Consider the following 25,204-nt stretch of genomic DNA (forward strand, 5'->3'; position numbering starts at 1 on the left):
CCGGCAGGCGGGAATCGTGAAGATCTTCGGGAAGGTACGGCATCGGCCCTCCGCCTCGTGGCGGCAGGCCACCGACCGCGCGTTCACGCTGATCGGCGACGGCCGGTACGAGGACGCGGGGGCGCTCCTGACACGCGCGGCGGATCTGGAGCCCTGGCTCTCGGAGTCCTGGTTCAACCTGGCGCTGCTGCACAAGTTCCGGCACGACTGGGAGCAGGCGCGGGCCGCCGGGCTGCGCGCGGTCGCGCTGCTCGACAAGGAGACCGGCGCCCCCGACTGGTGGAACGTCGGCATCGCCGCCACCGCGCTCCAGGACTGGCCGCTGGCCCGCCGCGCCTGGCAGGCCTACGGCCTCAAGGTGCCCGGCGCCGCTGCAGGCACCGGCGAGCCCGCCGGCATGGAGCTGGGCAGCGCCGCGGTCCGGCTCTCGCCCGAGGGCGAGGCCGAGGTCGTCTGGGGCCGCCGGCTCGACCCGGCCCGGATAGAGGTCCTCTCCATCCCGCTGCCGTCCTCCGGGCGCCGCTGGGGCGAGGTCGTCCTCCACGACGGCGTGCCGAACGGAGAGCGGACCACCACCGCCGGCCCCTCCTACCCCGTCTTCGACGAGATCGAGCTGTGGGCGCCGTCGCCCGTCCCCACTTGGGTGGTCCTCCTGGAGGCCGCCACCGAGGCCGACCGGGACGCCCTGGAGCAGCTCGCCGCCGAGGCCGGCTTCGCCGCCGAGGACTGGTCGTCCTCCGTGCGGCTGCTCTGCCGCGCCTGCTCCGAGTCGACCATGCCGAGCGCCGAGGGCGAGGGCGAGCACTCCGACCCGCACGACCACAGCGAGCCGGGCCACCCCGGGCCGCTCGGCCACCGCTCGCAGGGCGAGCTGTGGGTCCCGGAGCGCGAGTGCGGCATCGCGGCCCCGGCGGGCCTGGTGCGCGGGCTCCTCGACGGCTGGGTGGCGGACAGCCCGGACAGCCGCGAGTGGCGCGATCTCGAAGAGGTCTGCTGAGCGTCGACTGTCGGGCCCGTAGGCTGTCCTTCGACGGAATTCGGGTTTTCAGGAAGGCGCGGCCGGACATGGCGCAGCAGGAGACGGACGAGCAGACGATCAACGACGGCTACGTCGTGGACACGGAGGACTGTGAGGCGCGGGAGCTCGCCCACCGCGAGCGCGGCACGGCCCGCCCCATCACGGTCGTCGGCAACCCCGTGCTCCACCGCGAGTGCAAGGACGTCACCGAGTTCGACGACGAGCTCGCGCGGCTGATCGACGACATGTTCGCCAGCCAGAAGGCGGCCGAGGGCGTGGGGCTCGCCGCGAACCAGATCGGCGTGGACCTCAAGGTCTTCGTCTACGACTGCATGGACGACGAGGGCGTCCGGCACGTCGGCGTCGTCTGCAACCCGGTCCTCCAGGACCTCCCGGCCGAGCTGCGCGTCCTGGACGAGTCCAACGAGGGCTGCCTGTCCGTCCCGACCGCCTACGCCGAGCTGGCCCGCCCCGACTACGCGGAGGTCCACGGCCAGGACGCCCAGGGCAACCCGATCAAGGTGCGCGGCACCGGCTACTTCGCCCGCTGCCTCCAGCACGAGACGGACCACCTGCACGGCTTCCTCTACATCGACAAGCTCTCGAAGCGCGACCGCAAGGACGCCCTGCGCCAGATGGCCGAGGGCACCCCGCGCTACGAGACGGTCCCGAACGACTGAGCGCCCACGAGGAAGGGCCCCGCACACACGTGTGCGGGGCCCTTCTCCGTACCGGCTAGAAGTCCTCGTCGAGGTCCACCGAGCCCTCGACCGCCACCTGGTACGCGGACGGGCGGCGCTCGAAGAAGTTGGTCAGTTCCTGGACGCCCTGGAGCTCCATGAAGGAGAAGGGGTTCTCCGAGCCGTACACCGGCGCGAAGCCGAGGCGCTGGAGGCGCTGGTCGGCGACGCACTGGAGGTACTCGCGCATCGACTCGGTGTTCATGCCGGGCAGGCCGTCGCCGCACAGGTCGCGGCCGAACTGCAGCTCCGCCTCGACGGCTTCCTTGAGCATGTCCGTGACCTGCTGCTGGAGCGCGTCGTCGAAGAGCTCGGGCTCCTCCTTGCGGATGGTGTCCACGACCTCGAAGGCGAAGTTCATGTGCATCGTCTCGTCACGGAACACCCAGTTGGTGCCGGTCGCCAGCCCGTGCAGCAGCCCGCGCGAGCGGAACCAGTAGACGTACGCGAAGGCGCCGTAGAAGAACAGGCCCTCGATGCACGCCGCGAAGCAGATCAGGTTCAGCAGGAAACGGCGGCGGTCGGCGGCCGTCTCCAGCTTCTCGATCTTCTCGACGGAGTCCATCCACTTGAAGCAGAACTGCGCCTTCTCGCGGATGGAGGGGATGTTCTCGACGGCGTCGAACGCGGCGGCGCGGTCGGCCGGGTCGGGCAGGTAGGTGTCGAGCAGCGTCAGATAGAACTGGACGTGGACCGCCTCCTCGAAGAGCTGACGGCTCAGGTACAGCCGTGCCTCCGGGGAGTTGATGTGCTTGTAGAGCGTCAGGACCAGGTTGTTCGCCACGATCGAGTCGCCCGTCGCGAAGAACGCGACAAGCCGGCCGATCATGTGCTGCTCACCGGGGGTGAGCTTGGCGAGGTCGGCGACGTCCGAGTGGAGGTCGACCTCCTCCACGGTCCAGGTGTTCTTGATGGCGTCCCGGTAGCGCTCGTAGAAGTCCGGGTAGCGCATGGGCCGGAGCGTGAGCTCGAAGCCCGGGTCCAGGAGGTTCTTCGTTTCGTTGGAGCTCATCACTGGCAGGCCTCGCAGGACTCGGGGTTCTCAAGGGAGCAGGCGATCGCGTCCGCGTCGGGGGCCGCCTGCTGGACGGGGATCGGGGTGGCGGCGGCGGTCGACGCCTGGGCGGCGCGGGCGATCCGGGTCGCCGGGCGGGAGCGCAGGTAGTACGTCGTCTTGAGGCCCTGCCTCCAGGCGTACGCGTACATCGACGACAGCTTGCCGATGGTCGGCGTCTCCATGAACAGGTTCAGGGACTGCGACTGGTCCAGGAACGGCGTCCGGGCGGCGGCCATGTCGATGAGGCCGCGCTGCGGGATCTCCCAGGCCGTGCGGTACAGCTCGCGCACCTCGGCCGGGACCCAGGTGAAGCCGGCCACCGAGCCGTTGGACTCGCGCAGCGCCTCGCGGGTCTGCGCGTCCCACACGCCGAGCTTCTTGAGCTCGTCGACGAGGTACGAGTTGACCTGGAGGAACTCGCCGGACAGCGTCTCGCGCTTGAACAGGTTGGAGACCTGCGGCTCGATGCACTCGTAGACGCCCGCGATCGAGGCGATCGTCGCCGTCGGGGCGATGGCGAGGAGGAGGCTGTTGCGCATGCCGGTGGACGCGATGCGCTCGCGCAGGGCCGCCCACCGCTCCGGCCAGTTGAGCTCGACGTCGTAGTGGTCGGGGTGCAGGACGCCCCGGGCGGTGCGGGTCTTGTCCCAGGCGGGGAGCGGGCCGTTGCGCTCGGCGAGCCCGGCGGAGGCCTCGTACGCGGCGAGCATGATCCGCTCCGCGATACGGGTGGACAGGGCGCGCGCCTCGGGGGAGTCGAACGGCAGCCGCAGCTTGAAGAAGACGTCCTGGAGGCCCATCGCGCCGAGGCCGACGGGGCGCCACTTGGCGTTGGAGCGGCCCGCCTGCTCGGTCGGGTAGAAGTTGATGTCGACGACCCGGTCGAGGAAGGTGACGGCCGTGCGGACGGTCTCGTCCAGGCGCTCCCAGTCGATGTCCGAACCGGTGACGAAAGCGCCGAGGTTGACGGAGCCGAGGTTGCAGACGGCCGTCTCGCCGTCGTTCGTGACCTCGATGATCTCGGTGCAGAGGTTCGAGGAGTGGACGACGGTGCCGGGCTCGGCGGTCTGGTTGGCCGTACGGTTCGAGGCGTCCTTGAAGGTCATCCAGCCGTTGCCGGTCTGGGCCAGGGTCCGCATCATCCGGCCGTACAGGTCGCGGGCCGGCATCGTCTTGCGGGCCAGGCCCGCCGCCTCGGCCTTGCGGTAGGCGGCGTCGAACTCCTCGCCGTACAGGTCGACGAGCTCGGGCACGTCCGCCGGGGAGAACAGCGACCATTCGGCGTCGGCGTTGACGCGGCGCATGAACTCGTCCGGGATCCAGTGCGCGAGGTTCAGGTTGTGCGTACGGCGCTGGTCCTCGCCCGTGTTGTCGCGGAGCTCCAGGAACTCCTCGATGTCGGCGTGCCAGGTCTCCAGGTAGACCGCGGCGGCGCCCTTGCGGCGGCCGCCCTGGTTCACGGCGGCGACGGAGGCGTCGAGGGTCTTCAGGAACGGCACGATGCCGTTGGAGTGGCCGTTGGTGCCGCGGATCAGCGAACCGCGGGCGCGGATGCGGGAGTAGGAGAGGCCGATGCCACCCGCGTGCTTCGAGAGGCGCGCGACCTGGTGGTAGCGGTCGTAGATGGAGTCCAGCTCGTCCTGGGGGGAGTCCAGGAGGTAGCAGGAGGACATCTGCGGGTGGCGGGTGCCGGAGTTGAAGAGCGTGGGGGAGGACGGCAGGTAGTCCAGGCGGCTCATCAGGCCGTACAGCGCGGCCACTTCGTCGAGGGCGCGGACCGAGTCGTCCTCGGCCAGGCCGCAGGCCACGCGCAGCATGAAGTGCTGCGGGGTCTCGATCACCTTGCGGGTGATCGGGTGGCGGAGCAGGTAGCGCGAGTAGAGGGTGCGCAGACCGAAGTAGCCGAAGCGGTCGTCGCCGGCCGGGTCGACGGTCGCGTCGAGGCGTGCCGCGTGCAGCGTGACGAACTCTGCGGTGCGGTCGGCGATGAGGCCCTCGCGGTGCCCGACGGCGACGGAGGCCGAGAAGGAGACGGCGCCCTGGCCGGCGGCCTCGTCGGCGATGGTGAGGGTGAGGAGCCGGGCGGCGAGCCGGGAGTACGCCGGGTCGTCGGCGATCAGGCCGGCGGCCGCCTCGGTGGCCAGCTCGCGCAGCTCCGCCTCGTCCGACAGGGCGCTGCGGCCGCGGAGCGCGGCGGCGGCGACCTTGCCGGGGTCGGTGTCCGGGAGGTCGGCGGTGAGATCGGTCAGGGTCCGCAGGAGTACGGTCCCGGGGCCGTCGGTCTCGATCGCTGCGGCCGGATCGGCGGGCGCGATGGTCACGTGGGGCTCTCCCTCGCTCGGCTCGGGGCCGCGGGCGGGAGGCGGGCAGGCGGGCACCCGTACGCGCGGGTGCGCCGCGTCCACCGGCCCACTCCGCGAGGCCCGGACGTCTGTGGCACCCGGAACGGACGGACCGGGCGCGCTGTCGGCAGGTCTTCGGACTCACCGCGTACGAAACCGCACGAAGCACACCGTTGCGGGACAGTTCCGGATTCGCGCCGGATTTCCCTGCGTCGACAGCGAGGACGAGCATACATGTGGGGGGCGCCGCTCGTGGCACCCCCCACATGTTGTGTCGGGTCGGGGGCTACAGCTCCAGGGCGTACGTCCGCAGCGCATGGCCCGGGACGGGCTCCCAGTCCCGCTCGGGGGTGCGGACGAAGCCGAGCCGCTCGTAGATCCGGTGCGCCGAGACCATCAGGCCGTCCGTGGAGAGGACCAGGCGCGCGCACCCGGGGAGGGCCGCCGCCCGGTCCACGCAGGCGCGTACGAGGGCTTCCCCGATGCCCCTGCCGCGGGCTTCCGGCGCGACCACGAGCATCCGGAACTCGGCCTCGCCCGGGACGGCGATGTCCGCCCAGGGGGTGCCGCCGTGGGCGAAGGTGACGCCGCCGGTGATGCCGCCCTCCGGGCCGACGGCGACGAGCACCTCGCTCTCGCGCGCCCGCCGGGCCGTGTCGCGGAGCACGTCCAGGTAGAAGTCGTCCTCGCCGTGCAGCAGCAGCCCGTCGTTCAGGTAGGTCAGCCCGGTGAGGTCACCGAATTCCTCGTACTCCTCGGGCCGTACCGCCCTGATCGTGAAGTCCATGGGAGGCAGTCTGCCTTCCCCGGGGGACGCGAAGGGGCCCGGGATCTCCTGGCGGAGGTCCCGGGCCCCGGTCGTGCGCGGTGCCGGATCAGTGCGTCGGGGTGCCGACCTCCGGGAGCTCGGTGCGGACTCCGGCGTCGCCCGCGTCCGCCGTGTAGTCCTCGGGGGAGGTCTCGTCGACGCCCTCGGGGGCGTTGACGGCCTTGAGGACGAAGGTCAGGACGACGGTGACGACGACGTTGAGCACGAAGGCGGTGAGGCCGATGTAGCCGATCTCGCCGATGCCGGGGATCTCGGCGGCCGAGCCGCCGAAGTGCTTCTGGGTGGGGCTGGCCACGCCGTAGGCGGCGGCCGTGCCGTAGACCATGCCGACGGCCCAGCCGGCGAGCAGCGCCCAGCGGTGGAACCAGCGGGTGAAGAGACCGCCGACCAGGGCCGGGAAGGTCTGCAGGATCCAGATGCCGCCGAGCAGCTGGAAGTTGATGGCGACCGTCTTGTCCATGGTGAGGACGAAGACGAGCGCGCCGACCTTCACGAGGAGGGAGACCAGCTTGGAGACCTTGGTCTCCTGGGCCGGGGTGGCGTCCTTCTTGATGAAGTCCTTGTAGATGTTGCGGGTGAAGAGGTTGGCCGCGGCGATCGACATGATCGCGGCCGGGACGAGCGCACCGATGCCGATCGCGGCGAACGCGACGCCCGCGAACCAGTCCGGGAACATGGTCTCGAAGAGCTGCGGGATGGCGAGCTGGCCGTTCTTGACGGTGATCCCGGCGGCGATCGCCATGAAGCCGAGCAGCGCGAGCAGGCCCAGCATCAGCGAGTACAGCGGCAGGATCGTGGTGTTGCGGCGGATGACCTCACGGCTCCGGGACGACAGGGTCGCCGTGATGGAGTGCGGGTACATGAAGAGCGCGAGCGCCGAGCCGAGGGCGAGCGTGGCGTACGTCCACTGGCCGGCCTCGCCGGGGACGAGCGCGCCGCGCGGCTTGCCGGTCGCCGGGTTGGTCTGCGCGTACGCCTCTCCGGCCTTGGCGAAGATCTCGTCGAAGCCGCCCAGCTTGATGGGGATGTAGATGATCGCCACCGCGATGACGATGTAGATCAGGGTGTCCTTGACGAAGGCGATGAGCGCGGGGGCGCGCAGGCCCGAGGAGTACGTGTACGCCGCGAGGACGCCGAAGGCGATGAGCAGCGGCAGGTCCTTGATGAACCAGTGGGTGTTCTCGCCGCCGCCGACGCCCATGACGTCCAGGACGGCCTGGATGCCGACGAGCTGGAGCGCGATGTACGGCATGGTGGCGAGGATGCCGGTGACTGCCACCGCGAGCGACAGGCTCTTGGAGCCGAACCGGCCGCGGACGAAGTCGGAGGTGGTGACGTATCCGTGCTTGTGCGAGACCGACCACAGGCGCGGCAGGAAGGTGAAGATCAGCGGGTAGACCAGGATCGTGTACGGGACGGCGAAGAAGCCAGCCGCGCCCGCCGCGTAGATGGCGGCGGGGACGGCGACGAAGGTGTACGCCGTGTAGAGGTCGCCGCCGAGCAGGAACCAGGTGACCCAGGTGCCGAACGAGCGGCCGCCGAGGCCCCATTCGTCGAGGCTGTGCTCGTTCTCGGCCTTGCGCCAGCGCGCGGCCAGGAAGCCCATGACCGTGACGGCCAGGAAGAAGAAGACGAAGACGCCGAGCGCCACGCCGTTCACGCCGGTCACGTCCTTCATCGCGCGTCACCTCCCTTGCGGGCACGCTGGTCCAGCTGCCACAGCTTGTACGCGGTCATGGTGAGCGCCGTGGAGATGACCACCCAGAGCATCTGGTACCAGTAGAAGAACGGGATGCCGGCGAAGAGCGGTTCGACCTTCGCGTACGAACTCACCCAGAGCATCGCCACGAACGGGGCGATGAGGCAGAGCGCGATCACCACCCTCGTGGGTGTGATGACCGGTTGTTTCCTTTGTGCCGCTTCTGACATGGCGAAACCGTCCCCTCGCTGATCACCTCGTAATGCCGAGGAAATCTAGGGGACGGTTTCGCGCTTAGGAACCCCTGTCCGTATAACGGATCAGTCGGTGGGGCGCTGGAGGCGGGCCACGAACTTGTAGCGGTCGCCGCGGTAGACGGACCGGACCCATTCGACGGGCTCGCCCTGGGCGTCCAGGGAGTGGCGGGAGAGCATCAGCATCGGCAGGCCGACGTCCGTGCCGAGCAGTCCGGCCTCGCGCGGGGTGGCGAGGGAGGTCTCGATGGTCTCCTCGGCCTCGGCGAGGTGCACGTCGTAGACCTCGGCGAGCGCGGTGTAGAGCGAGGTGTACTTCACGAGCGAGCGGCGCAGGGCCGGGAAGCGCTTGGCCGACAGGTGCGTGGTCTCGATGGCCATTGGCTCGCCGCTCGCGAGCCGCAGCCGCTCGATGCGGAGGACCCGCCCGCCGGCCGTGATGTCGAGCAGTCCCGCGAGGGTGTCGTCGGCCGTCACGTAGCCGATGTCGAGGAGCTGCGAGGTGGGCTCCAGGCCCTGGGCCCGCATGTCCTCGGTGTACGAGGTGAGTTGCAGGGCCTGGGAGACCTTGGGCTTGGCCACGAAGGTGCCCTTGCCCTGGATGCGCTCCAGGCGGCCCTCGACGACCAGCTCCTGGAGGGCCTGGCGCACGGTGGTGCGCGAGGTGTCGAACTCGGCGGCGAGCGTCCGCTCCGGCGGGACCGGGGTGCCGGGCGGCAGGGTCTCCGTCATGTCGAGCAGGTGCCGCTTCAGCCGGTAGTACTTGGGCACGCGCGCGGTGCGGGTCGGTGTCCCGCTCTCTGTCTCCGTACTGCCCGCGTCCGTGGCCATGGCCTGCCTTCCCGACTCCTGTGCTGCTGCCGTCACCGGCTCCTCCGTCTGTCGCGGCTCACATGGTGGCACGGACCGGTCACGGGTCGTCGCCCTCCCTCAGGTGTCGGTCCGATAACGGACGCGACTGCCCTTCTTATACACCCTTGACACCCCTAAAGGTCTAGGCCAAGCTCCCGGTACTGGTCTAAACCATTAAAGACCAGGTCCCAGCCCCACGAGCACTACCTGACGTATGTCTTCGCGCGGTGGGCAGGGGTTGCAGGCATCCCTGAGGAGGGTGGCGTGAAGCGCAAGCTCATCGCGGCGATCGGCGTCGCAGGCATGATGATCTCCATCGCTGCGTGTGGTTCGGACAGCGACAACGGCAAGTCCACGGCCGGCGGCGACAAGACCCTGACCGTATGGGTCATGGACGGTTCCGCGCCGGACGCCTGGATGGCCGAGGTGAACAAGGCCTTCGAGGCCAAGCACCCGGGCGTCAAGGTCAAGGTCGAGAAGCAGATCTGGAACGGCATCCAGGAGAAGGTCACCACCGCCCTCTCCGAGGACACCCCGCCGGACGTCCTGGAGCTCGGCAACACGCAGACCGCCGGTTACGCGGTCACCGGCGGCCTCGCCGACCTGTCCGGCGACAAGGCCAAGCTCGGCTACGACGCCTGGAACAAGGGCATGGTCGCCTCCAACGAACTGGACGGCAAGCTCTACTCCGCCCCGTGGTACGCCGCCAACCGCGTCGTCGTCTACGACAAGGCCGCCTTCAAGAAGGCCGGCGTCACCCCGCCGAAGACCCGCGCCGAGTGGATCGCGGGCCTCAAGAAGCTGAAGGCGTCCGACCCGAAGTCGCAGGCCATCTACCTGCCGGGTCAGTCCTGGTACGTCCTCGCCGGCCTCATCTGGGACGAGGGCAGCGACCTCGCGGTCAAGGACGGCGACAAGTGGAAGGGCAACCTGTCCTCCCCCGAGGCCGTCGCCGCCATGAACTTCTACAAGGAGCTGGCGTCCTACTCGACCGCTCCGAAGGACAAGGACGAGGCGACCCCGCAGCAGTCCACCGACATCGTCCCCAAGGGCGGCGTGTCGTCCTGGATCGGCCTCGGCTGGGAGGCCGGCGGCGCGATCGACGCCATGAAGAAGGCCGGCAAGACCGCCGACTTCGGCTACTTCCCGATCCCGGGCAAGACCGCCGACAAGCCGGGCTCCGTCTTCCTCGGCGGCTCGAACCTCGCCGTCGCGGAGCGCTCCCAGAACAAGGACCTCGCGAAGGAGTGGCTGGCCCTCGCCGCCGGCAAGGAGTTCATGACGAAGTACGCCGCCGCCACCGAGGGCGCGCTGCTTCCGAACACCGACTCCGCGCAGTTCAAGCCCGCCGCCGGCTCCTTCGCCGAGGCCATGGCCCTCTCCTCCGCCTCCGGCAAGGTCACCCCGGTCACCCCGGGCTGGGCGAACGTCGAGACCGCCCCGAACCCGATCAAGGACTACATGACCAAGGTCCTGAAGGGCGAGGACGCCAAGAAGGCCGGCGAGGCGGCCGACAAGGTCATCAACGAGCGCATCAACCAGCAGTAACCCGTAGCCCGGTGGTGCGGCCGGTCTCGCACCGGCCGCACCACCGGCGCGTCGCAGCGATGCAGTGATCAGCGGCCCGCTCCCCCGGGCCGTGCCCCGGTGGGCGCGGGAGCCCCAGAACCGCGAGGAATAAGACCATGACCGTGGACTCCCAGGGGACGGCGACCGCCGGTCCCCAGGACGCGCCCGGGAGGGCGGCAGGGAAGTCTCAGACTCCGCCCCCTTCTTCGGGCCCGAAGGAAGTCCTTCAGCCTCCACGCGGCAGACGCTCCCTGCCCAGCGGGGCACTGCCCTACCTGCTCGTCGCGCCCGCTCTGCTGTCCATGGCGGTGCTGCTGCTCTATCCGCTGATCCGCAATGTGATCCTCTCCTTCCAGCAGCTCAACCGGAAGGAGTTCATCACCCGCGAGACGGTCTGGACCGGCTTCGACAACTACACCGCGCTCCTCGGCGACCCGGACTTCTGGACCGTCGTCGTCCGCAGCGTCGTCTTCACGGCCGTCAACGTCGCCCTCATCATGGCGATCGGCACCGGAATCGGCCTCCTGCTCAACCGCCTCGGCAAGAAGATGCGCCTGGTCCTCTCGCTGGCCCTGATGTTCGCCTGGGCCATGCCGATCGTCGCCTCCGTCACCGTCTTCCGCTGGCTCTTCGACGAGCAGTTCGGCGTAGTGAACTGGCTGATGCGCACGCTGGGCTTCTCCGGCTACGACCAGCACAACTGGTTCGAGACCGGCTTCTCCACCCTCGTCATCGTCCTGATCCTGCTCGTCTGGGGCTCCGTCCCCTTCGTCGCCCTCAACATGTACGCCGGCCTGACCACCATCGGCTCGGAGCTGTACGAGGCCGCCAAGATGGACGGCGCGAGCGGCTGGCGGACCTTCTGGGCCGTGGTCTTCCCCAACCTGAAGTCCTTCTTCATGATCACCACGTTCCTGGAGATCATCTGGATCTTCAAGGCGTTCGCCCAGGTCTACGCCATGAACCTCGGTGGTCCCGACCGCGGTTCCGAGACCCTCCCGGTCTTCGCCTACATCGAGGGCGTCGGCCAGTTCCACTACGGTGTCGCCGCCGCCATCTCCATCCTCACGATCGTGATGCTCATCGCGGTCATGTCCTTCTACTTCCGCCTGATCCTGAAGCAGGAGGAGGAGCTGTGAGCGTCGCCGCCCCCCAGACCCCGCAGAAGCTGCGCACCCGGAAGCCGCTCACGGTGGGTGCGGTCGCCAAGAACCTCAGCGCCCTCGTCATCGCCGCCGTGTTCGTCTTCCCGGTCTACTGGATGTTCTCGTCCTCGCTGAAGCCGCAGCACGAGATCATGACCAAGGACCCGGTCTTCGTCTTCACCCCGACGTTCGAGAACTACACCACCGCGACCGGCGTCGACCTCTTCTGGACGTACGTCACCAACAGCCTCACGGTCACCGTCGGCGCCGTCCTGCTCGCCCTGCTCGTCGCCCTGGCCGCGAGCTTCGCGATCGCCCGCCTCAGGTTCAGGGGCCGCAAGGGCATCGTCCTCGTCGTGATGATGGCGCAGATGGCCCCCTGGGAGGTCATGGTCATCGCGATGTACATGATCTCGCGCGAGAACGACCTGCTGAACAGCATCCCGATGCTCACGCTCATCTACTTCGTGATGGTCCTCCCCTTCACGATCTGGACCCTGCGCGGCTTCATCGCCGCCGTCCCGGTCGAGCTGGAGGAGGCCGCGCAGATCGACGGCTGCACCCGGGGCCAGGCCTTCCGCAAGGTGATCTTCCCGCTGCTCGCCCCCGGCCTGATGTCGACCTCGCTCTTCGGCTTCATCACCGCCTGGAACGAGTTCGCCATGATCCTCATGCTGAACAAGGACAAGGAGTCGCAGACCCTGACGCTCTGGCTGACCCAGTTCCAGACCGCGTTCGGCAACGACTGGGGCGCCACCATGGCCGCCTCCACGCTCTTCGCCCTCCCCGTGCTCATCGTCTTCCTCTTCCTCCAGCGCAAGGCCGTCGGCGGCATGACCGCCGGCGCGGTGAAGGGATAACGGACCCCCATGACCACACTCGTACACGGCTCGGACACCCTGACCCGTGACGCGCTCACGGTCCTCCAGCCCGGCTTCGTCGGCACCACCGCCCCCGACTGGCTGCTCCGCCGCATCGGCGAGGGCCTGTCCTCGGTCGGCCTCTTCGGCCGGAACATCGTCAGCCCCGAGCAGCTCGCCGCGCTCACCGCGCGGCTGCGCGCCGAGCGGGACGACGTCCTCGTCGCCATCGACGAGGAGGGCGGCGACGTCACCCGCCTGGAGGTCAAGCACGGCTCCTCCTTCCCCGGCAATTACGCTCTCGGCAGCGTCGACGACGTCGAACTCACCCGGGCCGTCGCCCGCGAGCTCGGCCGCCGGCTCGTGGCGTGCGGCGTCGACCTCAACTGGGCGCCCTCGGCGGACGTCAACTCCAACGCGGAGAACCCCGTCATCGGCGTCCGCTCCTTCGGACCGGACCCGGACCTGGTCGCCCGGCACACCGTGGCGTACGTCGACGGTCTCCAGGGCGTCGGCGTCGCGGCCTGTACGAAGCACTTCCCCGGACACGGCGACACCAACGTGGATTCCCACGACGCGCTGCCCCGGATCGATGTGGACCTCGCCACACTGCACGCCCGTGAGCTGGTGCCTTTCCGCGCCGCCGTCGCCGCGGGTACCAAAGCGGTCATGAGCGCGCATATTCTGCTCTCCGCGCTCGACCCGCACCGCCCGGCCACCCTGAGCCCGCAGATCCTCACCGGACTGCTGCGCCAGGAACTGGGCTTCGAGGGGCTGATCGTCACCGACGGCATGGAGATGCGGGCCGTCGCGGCGACGTACGGCATCGAGCGCGGATCCGTCCTCGCCATCGCCGCGGGCGCCGACGCCATCTGCGTCGGCGGCGGGCTGTGCGACGAGGACACCGTGCTGCGGCTGCGGGACGCACTCGTCCACGCGGTACGGACCGGTGAACTGCCCGAGGAGCGGCTGGCCGACGCGGCGGCGCGCGTGCGCGCCCTGGCGTCCTGGACCCAGGCGCACCGGGCCAGGGGGGCTGGATCGGTGCCGGGCGCGGCAGTGCAGGAGGGGACCGCGCCCGGCGCCGACATCGGACTCGTGGCGGCCCGCCGGGCCCTCAAGGTGACCCGGGGGAAGCAGCCCCACACGCCGATGACCGACGCCCCCTACGTGGCCTCCTTCACCCCCGTCGCGAACTTCGCGGTCGGCGACGAGACGCCCTGGGGCATCGCGGCCGAGCTGGAGCGCCTGCTCCCCGGCACGGAGACCGGCTCGTACGACGAGCCGTCCGTGGACGCCGTCCTCGCCGCCGCGGGGGAGCGGCGGATCGTGGCGGTCGTACGGGACGCCCACCGGCACCCGTGGATGACCGAGGCACTGGACGGCCTCCTCGCGGCCCGCCCCGACACCGTCGTGGTCGAGATGGGCCTCGACCAGGCGGAGCCCCGCGGGGCCCTGCACATCGCCACGCACGGCGCGGCCCGGGTGTGCGGCCGCGCGGCCGCCGAGGCCGTCGTCGGGACCGGCGCCTGACGGGGCGTACGTACGAGAGGGGCCCGGCACCTGGACCAGGTGCCGGGCCCTCTCGTATCCGGCCCTAGGGCGCGTTTCGAAAGTCCCGTCTGCGCGGCGGCGCCTGGCACGCGCGCTCGCCGCGTTGTCGGGATCGCCCTCGTACGCCCAGTACGAGGGCGGCCCTCCGCCTTGCGATCGCACGCACCAGACACCGCCCCGCCCGCCCTCCGGGCGGACGACGCCACTTTCGAAACACGCCCTAGATGCCCTGCCAGGACGGCTTGTTCGCGAAGGTGTGGCGGAAGTAGTCCGCGAGCTTCAGCTTGGAGGCGGCCGCCTCGTCCACGACGATCGTGGCGTGCGGGTGCAGCTGGAGCGCGGAGGCCGGCACGAGCGCCGCCACCGGGCCCTCGACGGTCTGCGCCACGGCCTCGGCCTTGCCCTCGCCGGTGGCGAGCAGCACCAGGTGGCGGGCCTCCAGGATGGTGCCGATGCCCTGGGTGATGACGTGGTGCGGCACCTGCTCGATGTCGTCGTCGAAGAACCGGGCGTTGTCCACGCGGGTCTGCTCGGTGAGCGTCTTGATCCGGGTGCGGGAGGCGAGCGAGGAGCACGGCTCGTTGAAGCCGATGTGCCCGTCGGTGCCGATGCCGAGGATCTGCAGGTCCACACCGCCGGCCTCGGCCAGCGCCCTGTCGTAGGCCTCGCAGGCCGCGAGGACGTCCTCGGCGGAGCCGTCGGGGCCCATGAAGGCGTCGGGGGAGAGCCCGAGCGGCTCGACGACCTGGCGGAGCACGGTGGAGCGGTACGACTCCGGGTGGCCCGCGGGCAGGCCGACGTACTCGTCGAGCTGGGCGATCCGCGCCCGGGAGGCGTCCACGGCGCCGGCGGAGACCCGGGCGACCAGGGCGTCGTAGATCGGGATCGGGGTCGAGCCCGTGGCCACGCCGAGCAGCGCGTCGGGCTTGCGGCGCAGGAGGTCGGCGATGCCGTCCGCGATGAGCTCGCCGCCGGCCTTGGCGTCCTTGACGATGACAACTTCCACGCTGTGCCTGCCGATCTGGTGAGGGGCTGCTGAAAGGACGTGTGGTATAGACCAATCTAAGTCCAAATCTAGCAGAGGGGCGGCCTTCCCCTCATGCCGTTCCGCCCCGCGGACGGCACCGTTTCCATCGTCGGCCGCACCTGCCCCACCAGCCACTCGAACCCCGCCGGCCCCCTCGCGTCAGCCCGGTGAACCTCCCCCGTCAGCCCCGCGAACTTCCCGCCCCGCCCCCTCGCGTCAGGCCAGCGAGCCTCCCGTCGCGTCGATCCAGTCGCCCGTCACCCAGCGCGCGTCGTCGGAGGCCAGGAAGGCCACCACGTCCGCTATCTCCGGCGGCGTCCCGACCGCGCCGAGCGTCGCCATCGCCGCCGCTCCCGCCCAGGCCTCCTCGTTCCCCCGCAGCCATCCGGCGTTGATGTCCGTGTCCACGATCCCCGGCGCCACCGCGTTGACCGTGATCCCGCGCGGGCCCAGGACCTTCGACAGGTAGCGGGTGAAGACGTCGAGCGCGCCCTTCGACATCGCGTACGCGATCAGGTCCGGCATGGCCGCCGCCCGGCTCAGGCCCGTCGAGACGTTGATGATCCGGCCGCCGTCCCGCAGCCGCTCCGCCCCCAGCTGCGCCAGGAAGAAGGGGGCCTTCGTGTTGACCGCGAAGATCCGGTCGTACTCCTCGTCGTCGATCGTCGCGAACGGCTGCGACGCCCCTATCCCCGCGTTGTTCACGAGGATGTCCAGGCCGTCCGCCTGGGCGTCGAAGGCCCGCCAGAGCGCCGCCGCGTCCCCCGGCACCCCCAGCTCCTGGCCCAGGGCGAAGGCGGAGCCGCCGGCCGCCTCGATCGCGGCGACCGTGTCCTTCGCCGCCGCCTCGTTCGTCCCGTAGTGCACCCCGACCCGCGCGCCCTCGCGGCCGAGCCGCTCGGCGATCCCCCGCCCGATGCCCCGGCTGCCGCCTGTGACCAGTGCTGTCTTCCCGGTCAGCTTTCCGTCGAGCACGCCCATGGCGACGCCCCCCTCATTTCTGTAGTGGTCGTTACGTAAAGACCGTACCCCACGATCCGTAGCGAGCGCTATAGAATTCACTCCATGGTGACGAGACAGCGCGGCCGCCCCCGCTCCTTCGACCGGCTCACGGCCCTCGAGCAGGCGACGATGGCCTTCTGGGAGCACGGCTACGAGACGACCTCCGTCGCCGACCTCACCCGCGCCATGGGCATCAGCGCGCCCAGCCTGTACGCGGCCTTCGGCGACAAGAAGACGCTGTTCGAAGAGGTCGTCGAGGCGTACGCGCACAGTTACGGGGCCTACGGCAGCCGCGCCTTCGCCGAGGAGCCGACCGCCCGCGCCGCCCTGGGGCGCATGCTGCGCGAGGCCGCCGTGCTCTTCACGGAGCCCGGTCATCCGCACGGCTGCCTGATGATCTCCGCCGCCGTGAACTGTTCGACCCCGGAGGTCGAGGAGACCCTGCGGGACCGGCGGAACGGCAATCTGACCGAGTTCGAGAACCGCATCCGCCAGGACGTGGAGGCGGGCGAGCTCCCGCCGGACACCGACCCGCACGCACTGGCCCGGCTGGCCGGCGCCGTCCTCCAGGGCATGTCCCTGCAGGCCCGCGACGGGGCGACGGCGGAGGAGCTGACGGCGGTGGCGGAAGCGGCGATGCGGGCCTGGCCGGCCTGAGGGGCGCGCGGCCCGGGTGGACAGACCCGCGGGGGAAGCCCGGGACCGAAAGCCCCGGAAACACCCGCGGGCTACGGCGCCCGGCGGGACCCTCAGCCCGCCCGGCACCGCAGCCCGGAGTCGCCCGGCCGGGGGTGTGCGGTCCCTCGGCCGTGTGGGAGGTCTCGGCGCAGTCAGGGCAGAGAGCGCCGGGTACCTCGTTCCACCCTCCTGTGCGGGGAGGATGGAGGCTCTGTTGCGTTCATTGTGGACTAGACCATTCTTGTCTGTCCATCCACACGAACGCGGTCCTTCCGGGGCCATCCTCCAACACGGAGCCCCGGAGATCCAGGTTCCCCACCCCTGTAATTCCGCGGGTACGCTCGCACCGTGCCCTCCATGAACGACCTCGTCCGCCAGCACACCGCCCTGAGCGACTCCGACCTCGAGTGGCTCCATCTGCTGGTGTCGGAGTGGCAGCTGCTCTCCGACCTCTCCTTCGCCGACCTCGTGCTCTGGGTCCCGACCCTCGACGGCACGCGGTACGTCTCCGTCGCCCAGATGCGGCCCAACACCGGCCCCACCTCCTACCAGGACGACATGGTCGGCCACCTGGTCCCGCGCGGCCGCCGCCCGCTGCTCGACGCCGCCCTCGACGAGGGCCGGATCGTCCGCGAGGGCGACCCGGAGTGGCGCGAGGAGGTCCCGGTGCGCGTCGAGTCCATCCCCGTGCGCCGCGAGGGCCGGGTCCTCGGCGTCATCGCCCGCAACACCAACCTGCTGACCGTCCGCACCCCCTCCCGCCTGGAACTCACCTACCTCCAGTCGGCCTCCGACCTCGCCCAGATGATCGCCGCCGGAACGTTCCCCTTCCCCGGCGAGCAGGTCGACATGGACTCCTCGCCGCGCGCCGGCGACGGACTCGTCCGCCTCGACGCCGAGGGCGTCGTCCAGTACGCCTCGCCCAACGCCCTCTCCGCGTACCACCGGCTCGGCCTCGCCGCCGACCTGGTCGGCCAGGACCTCGGCCAGATCACCGCCGAACTCGCCCCCTCCCGGGGCCCCGTGGACGAGGCCCTGGTCAAGGTGGCCTCCGGCTACGCGCCGCGCGAGTTCGAGGTCGAGGGCAACGGCGGGGTGATCCAGCTCCGGGCGATCCCGCTCAAGCCGAAGGGCACCCGCATCGGTTCGCTCGTCCTGCTCCGGGACGTCACCGAATTGCGCCGCCGCGAGCGGGAGTTGATCACCAAGGACGCCACCATCCGGGAGATCCACCACCGGGTGAAGAACAACCTCCAGACGGTGGCCGCCCTGCTCCGCCTCCAGGCCCGCCGGATGGACTCCGAAGGCGGCCGCGAGGCCCTCAACGAGGCCGTGCGGCGCGTCGGTTCCATCGCCATCGTCCACGAGACGCTGTCCCAGAACCTGGACGAGCGGGTGGAGTTCGACGAGATCGCCGACCGGGTCATCGCCATGGTCGCCGAGATCTCCCCCGGCAAGGTGACCTGCCGGCGCAACGGCCGCTTCGGCATCCTCGACGCCGAGGTCGCCACACCGCTCTCCATGGTCCTCACCGAGGTCCTGCAGAACGCGCTGGAACACGCCTTCACACAGGGGGAGCAGGGCACGGTCGAGGTCAGCGCCCTCCGCGGCGAGACCCGGACGGACGCCCGCCTCCTGATCACGGTCCAGGACGACGGCCGCGGCCTGCCCGAGGGTTTCGACCCGCAGCGGGCCGGCAACCTCGGCCTGCAGATCGTACGGACCCTGGTGGAAGGCGAGTTGGGCGGCACCTTCGACATGCTGCCGGGCGCCGGGCGCGGCACGAAGGTGGTCCTCGACATCCCCGTACAGCCGCAGAAGTGACGGGCTGAGGCGGCACAGCAGCGAGCCCCGGACCGAAGGGAATCGGTCCGGGGCTCGAATGCTGTGGGTTACTGCTGCGCGCTGCGGCTCGGGGGCGGTGATTGCGTACGCTGTGTACGCGCCGCGTGCCTCAGGCTGTGCAGGTGGCTCAGGCGCTGGCGTTACGCGCCCGGTTGCGAGCGGCACGGCGCTTCATCGCGCGGCGCTCGTCCTCGCTGAGGCCACCCCAGACGCCGGAGTCCTGGCCGGACTCGAGCGCCCACTGCAGGCACTGCTCCATGACGGGGCAGCGGCGGCAGACGGCCTTGGCTTCCTCGATCTGCAGCAGCGCAGGACCGGTGTTGCCGATGGGGAAGAACAGCTCGGGGTCTTCCTCACGACAAACGGCGTTGTGACGCCAGTCCATGGCTGCTACCTCTCTCAGTGTTTCGTGCGAGTTGCTTGTGAATGTGAACGCTTTCACGAATCCCCCCGCAAGGGAAGGGCCGACTGCCAGGTGAACTGGTGTGGTCCTTGTGCTGAGGAGGGGTTCTGGCTCTCAGTGGAGGCCGGTGTTGCGGGCCGTCCCGATCGCCAAGAAGAGACTCCCAAACCCCAGCAACGGATACAACCCCTTCCGGAAAGTTTTTTTTGATTCCTCGGTGTCGGCTAGGTCACAGCCGTACTTCTAAGGGGTGGATGCGCGTCTAAACGTTCGAGTGAAAGGACTTTGGGCCCTTCCACTCACACAATCACACGCAGTGCACGGCGAACGCCTGTGAACGTCACGCTGGTACGCAGTCCGAGGTGGTCTCCGTCCATCTGCAGAGGGAGGGGAACCTTCGAATGCAAGGTGAAGTCGGTCAGGTCGTGCAGAGACACGGCATGCTTGCCGCGCGGACCCCGCTCCGGGGTCGAGGTGAGCAGCTGGGTGGCGTAACGGGCCACCGCCGGAGTGGAGAGCCGGCGCAGCCCGAGCACGTCGAGCGCGGTCTCGAAGGACGCCTCCGGGGACGCGTACACCGGGCGATTGCCCAGGTAGGTCCAGGGGGAGGTGTTGCAGATTATGGAGAGGACGAGGTCCTCGACCGGCTCCGCGCCGGGCCGCTCCAGGGTGATCGTCCCGTGCCGGCGGTTCGGCTCCTCCAGGAACTGGCGCACCACCTGGCGCAGATAGAGGGCGTGCGTCGATCTCTTTCCGCGCTCCCGCTGCTGTTCGACCCTGCCGATGACGCTCGCGTCGAAACCGAGCCCGGCGCAGAAGGTGAACCAGCGTTCGGGAACCGACTCGTCGTCCGTCCCGGGCGTCCCGGACGCGAGCCCGAGGCTCACTGTCCGTGTCCGCCGCTCACGCAACGCGTCGAGCAGGGCGCCGGTCGCCTCCACGGCGTCGTTCGGCAGTCCGAGGGCGCGGGCGAAGACGTTGGTCGAGCCACCGGGCACGACCGCGAGGCCCGGCAGCCGGTCCGTGTCGGGCCCGTCGTGCAGCAGTCCGTTGACGACCTCGTTCACCGTGCCGTCCCCGCCAAGGGCGACCACCAGGTCGATGTTCCCGGCGTCGGCGGCCCGTCGTCCCAGGTCGCGGGCGTGACCGCGGTACTCGGTGGTGACCGCCTCCAGCTTCATCTCGCTGGCCAGCGCGTGGAGGAGCACGTCACGGGTGCGGGCACTGGTGGTGGTGGCTGCCGGGTTGACCACGAGAAGTGCGCGCATGAGCGCCAGCGTACCTACCCGGTGGTACCGGGCCCAGCCCAGGCCTGCCCGATACCGGGCCCGCCCGCCCCGGTACGACCCGGTTACCCTGCCCCTATGAGCGGTGCGGAACAGACGAGTACGGAACACGGCGGCGACACGGACCAGGGGTCCCGGCCCACGCGGCTCGCCGCGGCGGCGGCCGTCACCGGCGTCGAGGCCCTCGGCCTCGTCGCCGGCGGCGTGTACATGGTGGTGAACGCCCTGACCGGCACGGTCGGCGACCTCACCGGCGCCGTCACGGGCGCGGTGACGCTCGTCGCCCTCGGACTGATCCCGCTCGCGGCCGCCCGCGGTCTGTGGCTGCGCCGCTCCTGGAGCCGGGGCCCGGCCGTCATCACCCAGATCCTGGCCCTGCCCGTCGCCTGGCAGATGCTCCAGGCGGACAGCGCGATCATCCCGGCCGGCATCGTCCTGGCCGCCCTCGCCGTGACCGGGCTCGTCCTCCTCGTGAACCCGGCCACGACCGAGGCGCTCGGCATCCGGCGCCCCGGCCGGGAGGCCTGACGAAAACTACTCCTCCACCAGAAGCTTCTCCCGAAGCGACGCCAGGGTCCGGGCCAGCAGTCGGGAGACGTGCATCTGCGAGATGCCCACCTCCTGCGCGATCTGCGACTGGGTCATGTTCCCGAAGAAGCGAAGCAGCAGGATCCGCTTCTCCCGGGGCGGCAGGTCCTCCAGGAGCGGCTTGAGGGACTCGCGGTACTCGACCCCTTCCAGGGCCTCGTCCTCCGCGCCCAGCGTGTCCGCCACCGCCGGCGACTCGTCGTCCGTGTCCGGGACGTCCAGGGAGAGCGTCGAGTAGGCGTTGGCCGACTCCAGCCCCTCCAGGACCTCCTCCTCGGAGATGCCGAGCCGCTCCGCGAGCTCGTGCACCGTCGGCGAGCGGCCGTGCTGCTGGGAGAGCTCCGCCGTCGCCGTGGTCAGCGACAGCCGCAGCTCCTGGAGCCGGCGCGGCACCCGGACCGCCCAGCCCTTGTCACGGAAGTGGCGCTTGATCTCGCCGACGACCGTCGGGGTCGCGTACGTGGAGAACTCCACCCCGCGCTCCGGGTCGAACCGGTCGACCGACTTGATCAGGCCGATCGTCGCCACCTGCGTCAGGTCGTCGAGCGGCTCGCCGCGGTTGCGGAAGCGCCGGGCCAGGTGCTCCACCAGCGGCAGGTGCATGCGCACCAGCCGGTTGCGCAGCTCCGCCTTCTGCGGAGAGCCCTCGGGCAACTCGCGCAGCTCGATGAAGAGGGCACGGGCACCGCTCCGGTCGTGCGGGTCCCGGACGGCGGGCGCGTCCGGGACCTCGTCGTCCCCGTCCTCGCTCTTCTCCGCCGCCGCGGCCGCCCCGGCCTCGTCGGGGGTCCGCGCAGCGGGAGCCTCGGGGGAGTCCCCGGTGCTCGCGGGGGCCTCGGGGACTCCGGGTGTCTCGGGAAGCTCGTGCTGCTGCTCGTGCTCGCTCATCTGGTCCGCCTGCTCCGTAGCGACCCTGTTCGGCCGCGCCTGCTGCTCAGGGATGCCGGCCGTCGCGTCCCCGCTCCTCACGCCGGGCCTGGCCCCGCGCCGCGCTGTTTGTACAGGCTGATCGAGACCGTACGGTCATCGGCCACCGACGACTCGACCTTCCCTGCCAGCGCCGACAGCACGGTCCACGCGAAGGTGTCCCGCTCGGGCGCCCGGCCGTCCGTCGTCGGGGCGGAGACCGTCACGTCGAGGGAGTCGTCGACCAGCCGGAAGACACAGCTGAGGACGGACCCCGGCACGGCCTGCTGGAGCAGGATGGCGCAGGCCTCGTCGACCGCGATCCGCAAGTCCTCGATCTCGTCGAGGGTGAAGTCCAAGCGCGCCGCGAGGCCGGCCGTGGCCGTACGCAGCACGGACAGATAGGCACCCGCAGCGGGCAGCCGGACTTCCACGAAGTCCTGGGTCCCGGGCTCGCCTGCGATCTGGGACACCCTCACCTCCAAGGTGGCACAAGCTCATTCGGGGCTCGGGGGGAGAGGCCCCCGAACCGGGCGGTACGCAGGGAGCCTGCGCGGTCCGCCGTGACGCTATCGCGATCCATCCTGCCGTGTCGCCGAGAGCTCGGGAGAACACTCGGAGACCGGGGGTTCCTCACCCCCGCCCGGGCAGCCGCGGAGACCCGCGGAGGGGTGACGTACCCAGCGTCCGGGCCGTCGAACCGTCCGTGACGACACGGACCGTCCCCGACCACGGGGGCCGAGAACGTCAGACGATCGCACCGTCGACGAAGCACCAGCGCCACGCCTCGCCCGGCTCGAAGGTCCGCATCACCGGATGACCGGTCGAGGAGAAGTGCGCCGTCGCGTGCCGCCCCGCCGAGGAGTCGCAGCAGCCCACGTGCCCACAGGTCAGGCAGAGCCGCAGCTGGACCGGGTGCGTGCCGTCCGCCAGGCACTCGGGACAGGTGTCGGCCAGCGGCACCGGTTCGGGGCGCGGCATTTCGGCTACGTGGGGGCACTCGCTCATGATGTGCAGGGTACGTGGTGGTGCGGAACGGGGACGGGGCATGGACGCTTTGCAGCTGGTGGCACTGGTGGCGGCGAGCGCCGCCGTGGCCGGGTTCGCCCGCAGGACCCCGGTGCCCGCCCCGCTGCTCCTGGTCGCGGCCGGCCTCGCCGCCTCCTACCTGCCGGGCGTCCCCGACTACACCCTCGACCCGCACATCGTGCTGCCGCTGATCCTGCCCCCGCTCCTCTACACGGCCGCCCTCGACTCCTCCTACCTCGACCTGCGGGCCAACATCCGGCCGGTCGCGCTGCTCTCCGTCGGGTACGTCCTCTTCGCCACCGCGGCCGTGGGCTGGCTCGCGTACGTCCTCGTGCCCGACCTGCCGCTCACCGCCGCCCTCGTACTCGGCGCCGTGATCGCGCCGCCGGACGCGGTCGCCGCCACCGCCATCGCCCGCAGGCTCGGCCTGCCGAACCGGATCACCACGATCCTCCAGGGCGAGTCCCTCGTGAACGACGCCACCGCGATCACCGCGTACAAGGTCGCGCTCGCGGCCGCCGTCGGCGAGGGGGTCAGCTGGGCCGGCGGCCTCGGGGAGTTCGCGCTCGCGGCGGTCGGCGGCATCGGCGTCGGCCTGGTCCTGATGGTCCCGATCCACTGGCTCCGCACCCATCTGCGCGAGGCGCTGCTCCAGAACACCCTGTCCCTGCTCATCCCGTTCATCGCGTACGCGGCGGCCGAGGAGGTCGGCGCCTCGGGCGTGCTCGCCGTCGTCGTGGTCGGCCTCTTCCTCGGTCACAAGGCCTGGAAGGTCGACTTCGCGACACGGCTTCAGGAGGAGGCCGTCTGGAAGATGGTCGCCTTCGTCCTGGAGTCGGCCGTCTTCGCCCTGATCGGCCTCCAGCTGCCGTACGTCGTCCAGGGACTCGGGCGGTACGGCATCGGAGAGGCGGCCTGGTACGCGGGCGGGGTCTTCGTCGCCGTGGTCGCCGTCCGCTTCGTCTGGGTCTACCCGGCGACCTTCCTGCCCCGCTGGATGTCCACGGGCATCCGGGAGCGGGAGCCGGAGGTGGACTGGCGGGCGCCGCTCGTCGTCGGCTGGGCCGGCATGCGCGGTGTGGTCTCCCTGGCCATCGCCTTCTCCATCCCCGTCGTCACCGACGGGGAGGAGTTCCCGGCGCGGAACCTCGTCCTGTTCCTCACCTTCACCACCGTGATCGGCACCCTCGTGGTACAGGGCCTCACCCTGCCGCCCCTGATCCGGTTCCTGAAGCTCCCCGGACGCGACCGGTACGCCGAGACCCTGGCCGAGGCGCAGGCCCAGAGCGAGGCCTCACGAGCCGCCGAGGAACGCCTCGACGCGCTCCTCGCCGACGAGCGCAACGCCCTCCCGCAACCCCTCGCGGACCGGCTGCGCACGGTCCTGGAACGGCGCCGCAACGCCGTCTGGGAGCGCCTCGGCGCGGTCAACGAGGTCACCGGAGAGACCGCCGACGACACGTACCGGCGCCTCTCGCGGGAGATGATCGACGCCGAGCGCGAGGTCTTCGTACAGCTGCGCGACGCCCGCCGGATCGACGACGAGATGCTGCGTACACTGCTCCGCCGCCTCGACCTGGAAGAGGCGGCCGCATACCGGGAGGCCGACTAGGAGGCCTCCGGCGCGCCCGTGATCACCGCCGCGAGCCGGGTGCCCCGGGGGAAGGCACCCTCCTCCGCCAGGGTCGTCAGGGCGTACAGCATTTTGGCCACATACAGTCGCTCGATGGCGAGTTCATGCCGCGCCTCGAAGTCCTGTGCGAACGCCTCCAGGGCGGGGGGTACGCGCGCGTAGCCCCCGCAGTGGAAACGCTCGTCCAGGGACCAGTCGCCGCGCGGGCCGCCGAAGGCCGCCGCCTGGAGGGCCCGGACCTCCCCGCCGAGGAAGCCCCCCCTGAGCACCGGGACGCCCAGCGCCTTCTGCCCGGGAGCGAGACCGGCCGCGAGCCCCGCCAGGGTGCCGCCCGTGCCGCAGGCGACCGCGACCGTGTCCGCCGCCCCGGCCAGCTCGCGGCCCAGCTCCACGCAGCCGCGGACGGCGAGCGTGTTGCTGCCGCCCTCCGGCACGACGTACGCGCCCGCGGGGGCCCCTTCCAGGAGCGCCGCGAGCGTCGCCGGCTCGTTCTTCGCGCGGTACGTGGCCCGGTCCACGAACTCCAGTCGCATCCCGTCCGCCGCGCACCGCGCGAGGGAGGGGTTGAGCGGGCGCCCGGCCAGCTCGTCGCCGCGGACCACCCCGACCGTCGGGAAGCCGAGCAGCCGGCCGGCGGCGGCCGTCGCGCGCAGGTGGTTCGAGTACGCGCCGCCGAAGGTGAGCACGGGCCGCCCGGCCGCCTCGCGCAGGTTGAGCGCGAGCTTGCGCCACTTGTTGCCGGGCAGGTCGGGGTGGATGAGGTCCTCGCGCTTCAGCAGCAGCGTGAGGCCGCGCCGGGCGAAGCGCTCGTCCTCCACCGGATCCAGGGGCGAGGGGAGCCGGGGCCGCAGCCGGGACGGGTCGAACGCGTTCACCGGGCCATTCTCG

The 25,204-nt window shown here is 70.7% G+C and carries 24 protein-coding genes and 1 riboswitch; of the genes, 10 read left to right on the forward strand and 14 right to left on the reverse strand.

Going from position 1 to position 25,204, the window contains the following annotated elements; all coding sequences use genetic code 11:
* Positions 1–16: 16 nt before the first annotated feature.
* Together ACZ51I_RS16330 and def are read left to right on the forward strand one after the other, a co-directional pair.
* A complete protein-coding gene (locus tag ACZ51I_RS16330) occupies positions 17–997 on the forward strand; it encodes a tetratricopeptide repeat protein (RefSeq protein ID WP_468876115.1) in 981 nt (326 codons plus the stop codon).
* A gap of 68 nt (positions 998–1,065) precedes the next feature.
* Positions 1,066–1,698: a peptide deformylase gene (gene def, locus ACZ51I_RS16335; protein WP_468876117.1), complete on the forward strand. Its 633-nt coding sequence runs from the start codon at positions 1,066–1,068 to the stop codon at positions 1,696–1,698.
* 55 nt (positions 1,699–1,753) lie between these two features.
* Here the strand turns inward: def and ACZ51I_RS16340 are convergent, their stop codons facing one another.
* From ACZ51I_RS16340 to ACZ51I_RS16365, 6 genes are all read right to left on the reverse strand, one after another.
* A complete protein-coding gene (locus ACZ51I_RS16340) occupies positions 1,754–2,770 on the reverse strand; it encodes a ribonucleotide-diphosphate reductase subunit beta (RefSeq protein ID WP_468876119.1) in 1,017 nt (338 codons plus the stop codon).
* On the reverse strand, positions 2,770–5,136 hold the full coding sequence (locus tag ACZ51I_RS16345) for a ribonucleoside-diphosphate reductase subunit alpha (RefSeq protein WP_468876121.1): 2,367 nt from the start codon (positions 5,134–5,136) through the stop codon (positions 2,770–2,772). Before ACZ51I_RS16345 ends, ACZ51I_RS16340 begins: the two co-directional genes overlap by 1 nt.
* Before the next feature lie 130 nt (positions 5,137–5,266).
* Positions 5,267–5,389, reverse strand: a riboswitch (cobalamin riboswitch).
* A 54-nt stretch (positions 5,390–5,443) separates the two neighbouring features.
* Complete coding sequence (locus ACZ51I_RS16350) at positions 5,444–5,944, reverse strand: GNAT family N-acetyltransferase (protein ID WP_468876123.1); 501 nt, start codon at positions 5,942–5,944, stop codon at positions 5,444–5,446.
* An 88-nt stretch (positions 5,945–6,032) separates the two neighbouring features.
* The gene (gene mctP / locus ACZ51I_RS16355) at positions 6,033–7,664 is read right to left on the reverse strand and encodes a monocarboxylate uptake permease MctP (protein ID WP_468876124.1); all 1,632 of its coding nucleotides are present in this window, start codon (positions 7,662–7,664) and stop codon (positions 6,033–6,035) included.
* A complete protein-coding gene (locus ACZ51I_RS16360) occupies positions 7,661–7,915 on the reverse strand; it encodes a DUF3311 domain-containing protein (RefSeq protein ID WP_468876126.1) in 255 nt (84 codons plus the stop codon). Before ACZ51I_RS16360 ends, mctP begins: the two co-directional genes overlap by 4 nt.
* A gap of 90 nt (positions 7,916–8,005) precedes the next feature.
* Positions 8,006–8,770 carry a GntR family transcriptional regulator gene (locus ACZ51I_RS16365; RefSeq protein WP_468876840.1) on the reverse strand — a complete coding sequence of 255 codons (765 nt, stop codon included), beginning with the start codon at positions 8,768–8,770 and terminating at the stop codon, positions 8,006–8,008.
* A 285-nt stretch (positions 8,771–9,055) separates the two neighbouring features.
* Between ACZ51I_RS16365 and ACZ51I_RS16370 the strand changes: the two genes are divergently transcribed.
* The 4 genes from ACZ51I_RS16370 to ACZ51I_RS16385 all read left to right on the forward strand — a co-directional run bounded on the left by ACZ51I_RS16370 (position 9,056) and on the right by ACZ51I_RS16385 (position 13,898).
* Complete coding sequence (locus ACZ51I_RS16370; protein WP_468876128.1) at positions 9,056–10,339, forward strand: extracellular solute-binding protein; 1,284 nt, start codon at positions 9,056–9,058, stop codon at positions 10,337–10,339.
* Between the two features lie 137 nt (positions 10,340–10,476).
* Entirely contained in the window at positions 10,477–11,499 is a 1,023-nt protein-coding gene (locus ACZ51I_RS16375) for a carbohydrate ABC transporter permease (RefSeq protein WP_468876129.1), read from the forward strand.
* Positions 11,496–12,365 (forward strand): carbohydrate ABC transporter permease, encoded by an 870-nt coding sequence (locus tag ACZ51I_RS16380; protein ID WP_468876131.1) that lies wholly within the window; start codon positions 11,496–11,498, stop codon positions 12,363–12,365. The genes ACZ51I_RS16375 and ACZ51I_RS16380 overlap by 4 nt, the downstream gene beginning before the upstream one ends.
* A 9-nt stretch (positions 12,366–12,374) precedes the next feature.
* Positions 12,375–13,898, forward strand: a complete 1,524-nt coding sequence (locus tag ACZ51I_RS16385; RefSeq protein WP_468876133.1) for a glycoside hydrolase family 3 protein — start codon at positions 12,375–12,377, stop codon at positions 13,896–13,898.
* A gap of 241 nt (positions 13,899–14,139) precedes the next feature.
* Here ACZ51I_RS16385 and nagB read toward each other — a convergent pair whose 3' ends face one another.
* Entirely contained in the window at positions 14,140–14,925 is a 786-nt protein-coding gene (gene nagB, locus ACZ51I_RS16390) for a glucosamine-6-phosphate deaminase (protein WP_468876134.1), read from the reverse strand.
* Between the two features lie 237 nt (positions 14,926–15,162).
* Complete coding sequence (locus ACZ51I_RS16395; RefSeq protein WP_468876136.1) at positions 15,163–15,927, reverse strand: SDR family oxidoreductase; 765 nt, start codon at positions 15,925–15,927, stop codon at positions 15,163–15,165.
* Positions 15,928–16,011: 84 nt separating this feature from the next.
* Between ACZ51I_RS16395 and ACZ51I_RS16400 the strand changes: the two genes are divergently transcribed.
* Positions 16,012–16,605 (forward strand): TetR/AcrR family transcriptional regulator, encoded by a 594-nt coding sequence (locus ACZ51I_RS16400; protein WP_468876138.1) that lies wholly within the window; start codon positions 16,012–16,014, stop codon positions 16,603–16,605.
* Between the two features lie 378 nt (positions 16,606–16,983).
* Positions 16,984–18,450 (forward strand): sensor histidine kinase, encoded by a 1,467-nt coding sequence (locus ACZ51I_RS16405; protein ID WP_468876842.1) that lies wholly within the window; start codon positions 16,984–16,986, stop codon positions 18,448–18,450.
* A 148-nt stretch (positions 18,451–18,598) separates the two neighbouring features.
* On the opposite strand, the gene ACZ51I_RS16410 is transcribed toward ACZ51I_RS16405, so the two are convergent.
* Both ACZ51I_RS16410 and ACZ51I_RS16415 read right to left on the reverse strand, forming a co-directional pair.
* Positions 18,599–18,856 (reverse strand): WhiB family transcriptional regulator, encoded by a 258-nt coding sequence (locus ACZ51I_RS16410; protein ID WP_003953983.1) that lies wholly within the window; start codon positions 18,854–18,856, stop codon positions 18,599–18,601.
* A gap of 317 nt (positions 18,857–19,173) precedes the next feature.
* A complete protein-coding gene (locus ACZ51I_RS16415; protein ID WP_468876140.1) occupies positions 19,174–20,142 on the reverse strand; it encodes a diacylglycerol/lipid kinase family protein in 969 nt (322 codons plus the stop codon).
* 96 nt (positions 20,143–20,238) lie between these two features.
* Between ACZ51I_RS16415 and ACZ51I_RS16420 the strand changes: the two genes are divergently transcribed.
* Positions 20,239–20,688, forward strand: a complete 450-nt coding sequence (locus ACZ51I_RS16420; protein ID WP_468876142.1) for a hypothetical protein — start codon at positions 20,239–20,241, stop codon at positions 20,686–20,688.
* A 6-nt stretch (positions 20,689–20,694) separates the two neighbouring features.
* On the opposite strand, the gene ACZ51I_RS16425 is transcribed toward ACZ51I_RS16420, so the two are convergent.
* From ACZ51I_RS16425 to ACZ51I_RS16435, 3 genes are all read right to left on the reverse strand, one after another.
* A complete protein-coding gene (locus tag ACZ51I_RS16425) occupies positions 20,695–21,717 on the reverse strand; it encodes an RNA polymerase sigma factor SigF (RefSeq protein WP_468876144.1) in 1,023 nt (340 codons plus the stop codon).
* Positions 21,714–22,127 (reverse strand): ATP-binding protein, encoded by a 414-nt coding sequence (locus ACZ51I_RS16430; protein WP_019889334.1) that lies wholly within the window; start codon positions 22,125–22,127, stop codon positions 21,714–21,716. Before ACZ51I_RS16430 ends, ACZ51I_RS16425 begins: the two co-directional genes overlap by 4 nt.
* A 274-nt stretch (positions 22,128–22,401) precedes the next feature.
* Positions 22,402–22,662, reverse strand: a complete 261-nt coding sequence (locus ACZ51I_RS16435) for a UBP-type zinc finger domain-containing protein (RefSeq protein WP_468876146.1) — start codon at positions 22,660–22,662, stop codon at positions 22,402–22,404.
* Between the two features lie 40 nt (positions 22,663–22,702).
* Between ACZ51I_RS16435 and ACZ51I_RS16440 the strand changes: the two genes are divergently transcribed.
* Positions 22,703–24,295, forward strand: coding sequence for a Na+/H+ antiporter (locus tag ACZ51I_RS16440; RefSeq protein ID WP_468876148.1), 1,593 nt, complete (start codon positions 22,703–22,705; stop codon positions 24,293–24,295).
* On the opposite strand, the gene ACZ51I_RS16445 is transcribed toward ACZ51I_RS16440, so the two are convergent.
* Positions 24,292–25,191 (reverse strand): 1-aminocyclopropane-1-carboxylate deaminase/D-cysteine desulfhydrase, encoded by a 900-nt coding sequence (locus ACZ51I_RS16445; RefSeq protein ID WP_468876149.1) that lies wholly within the window; start codon positions 25,189–25,191, stop codon positions 24,292–24,294. The genes ACZ51I_RS16440 and ACZ51I_RS16445 overlap by 4 nt on opposite strands.
* Positions 25,192–25,204: the final 13 nt, after the last annotated feature.

This window comes from Streptomyces sp. NPDC034084, from assembly GCF_055575535.1.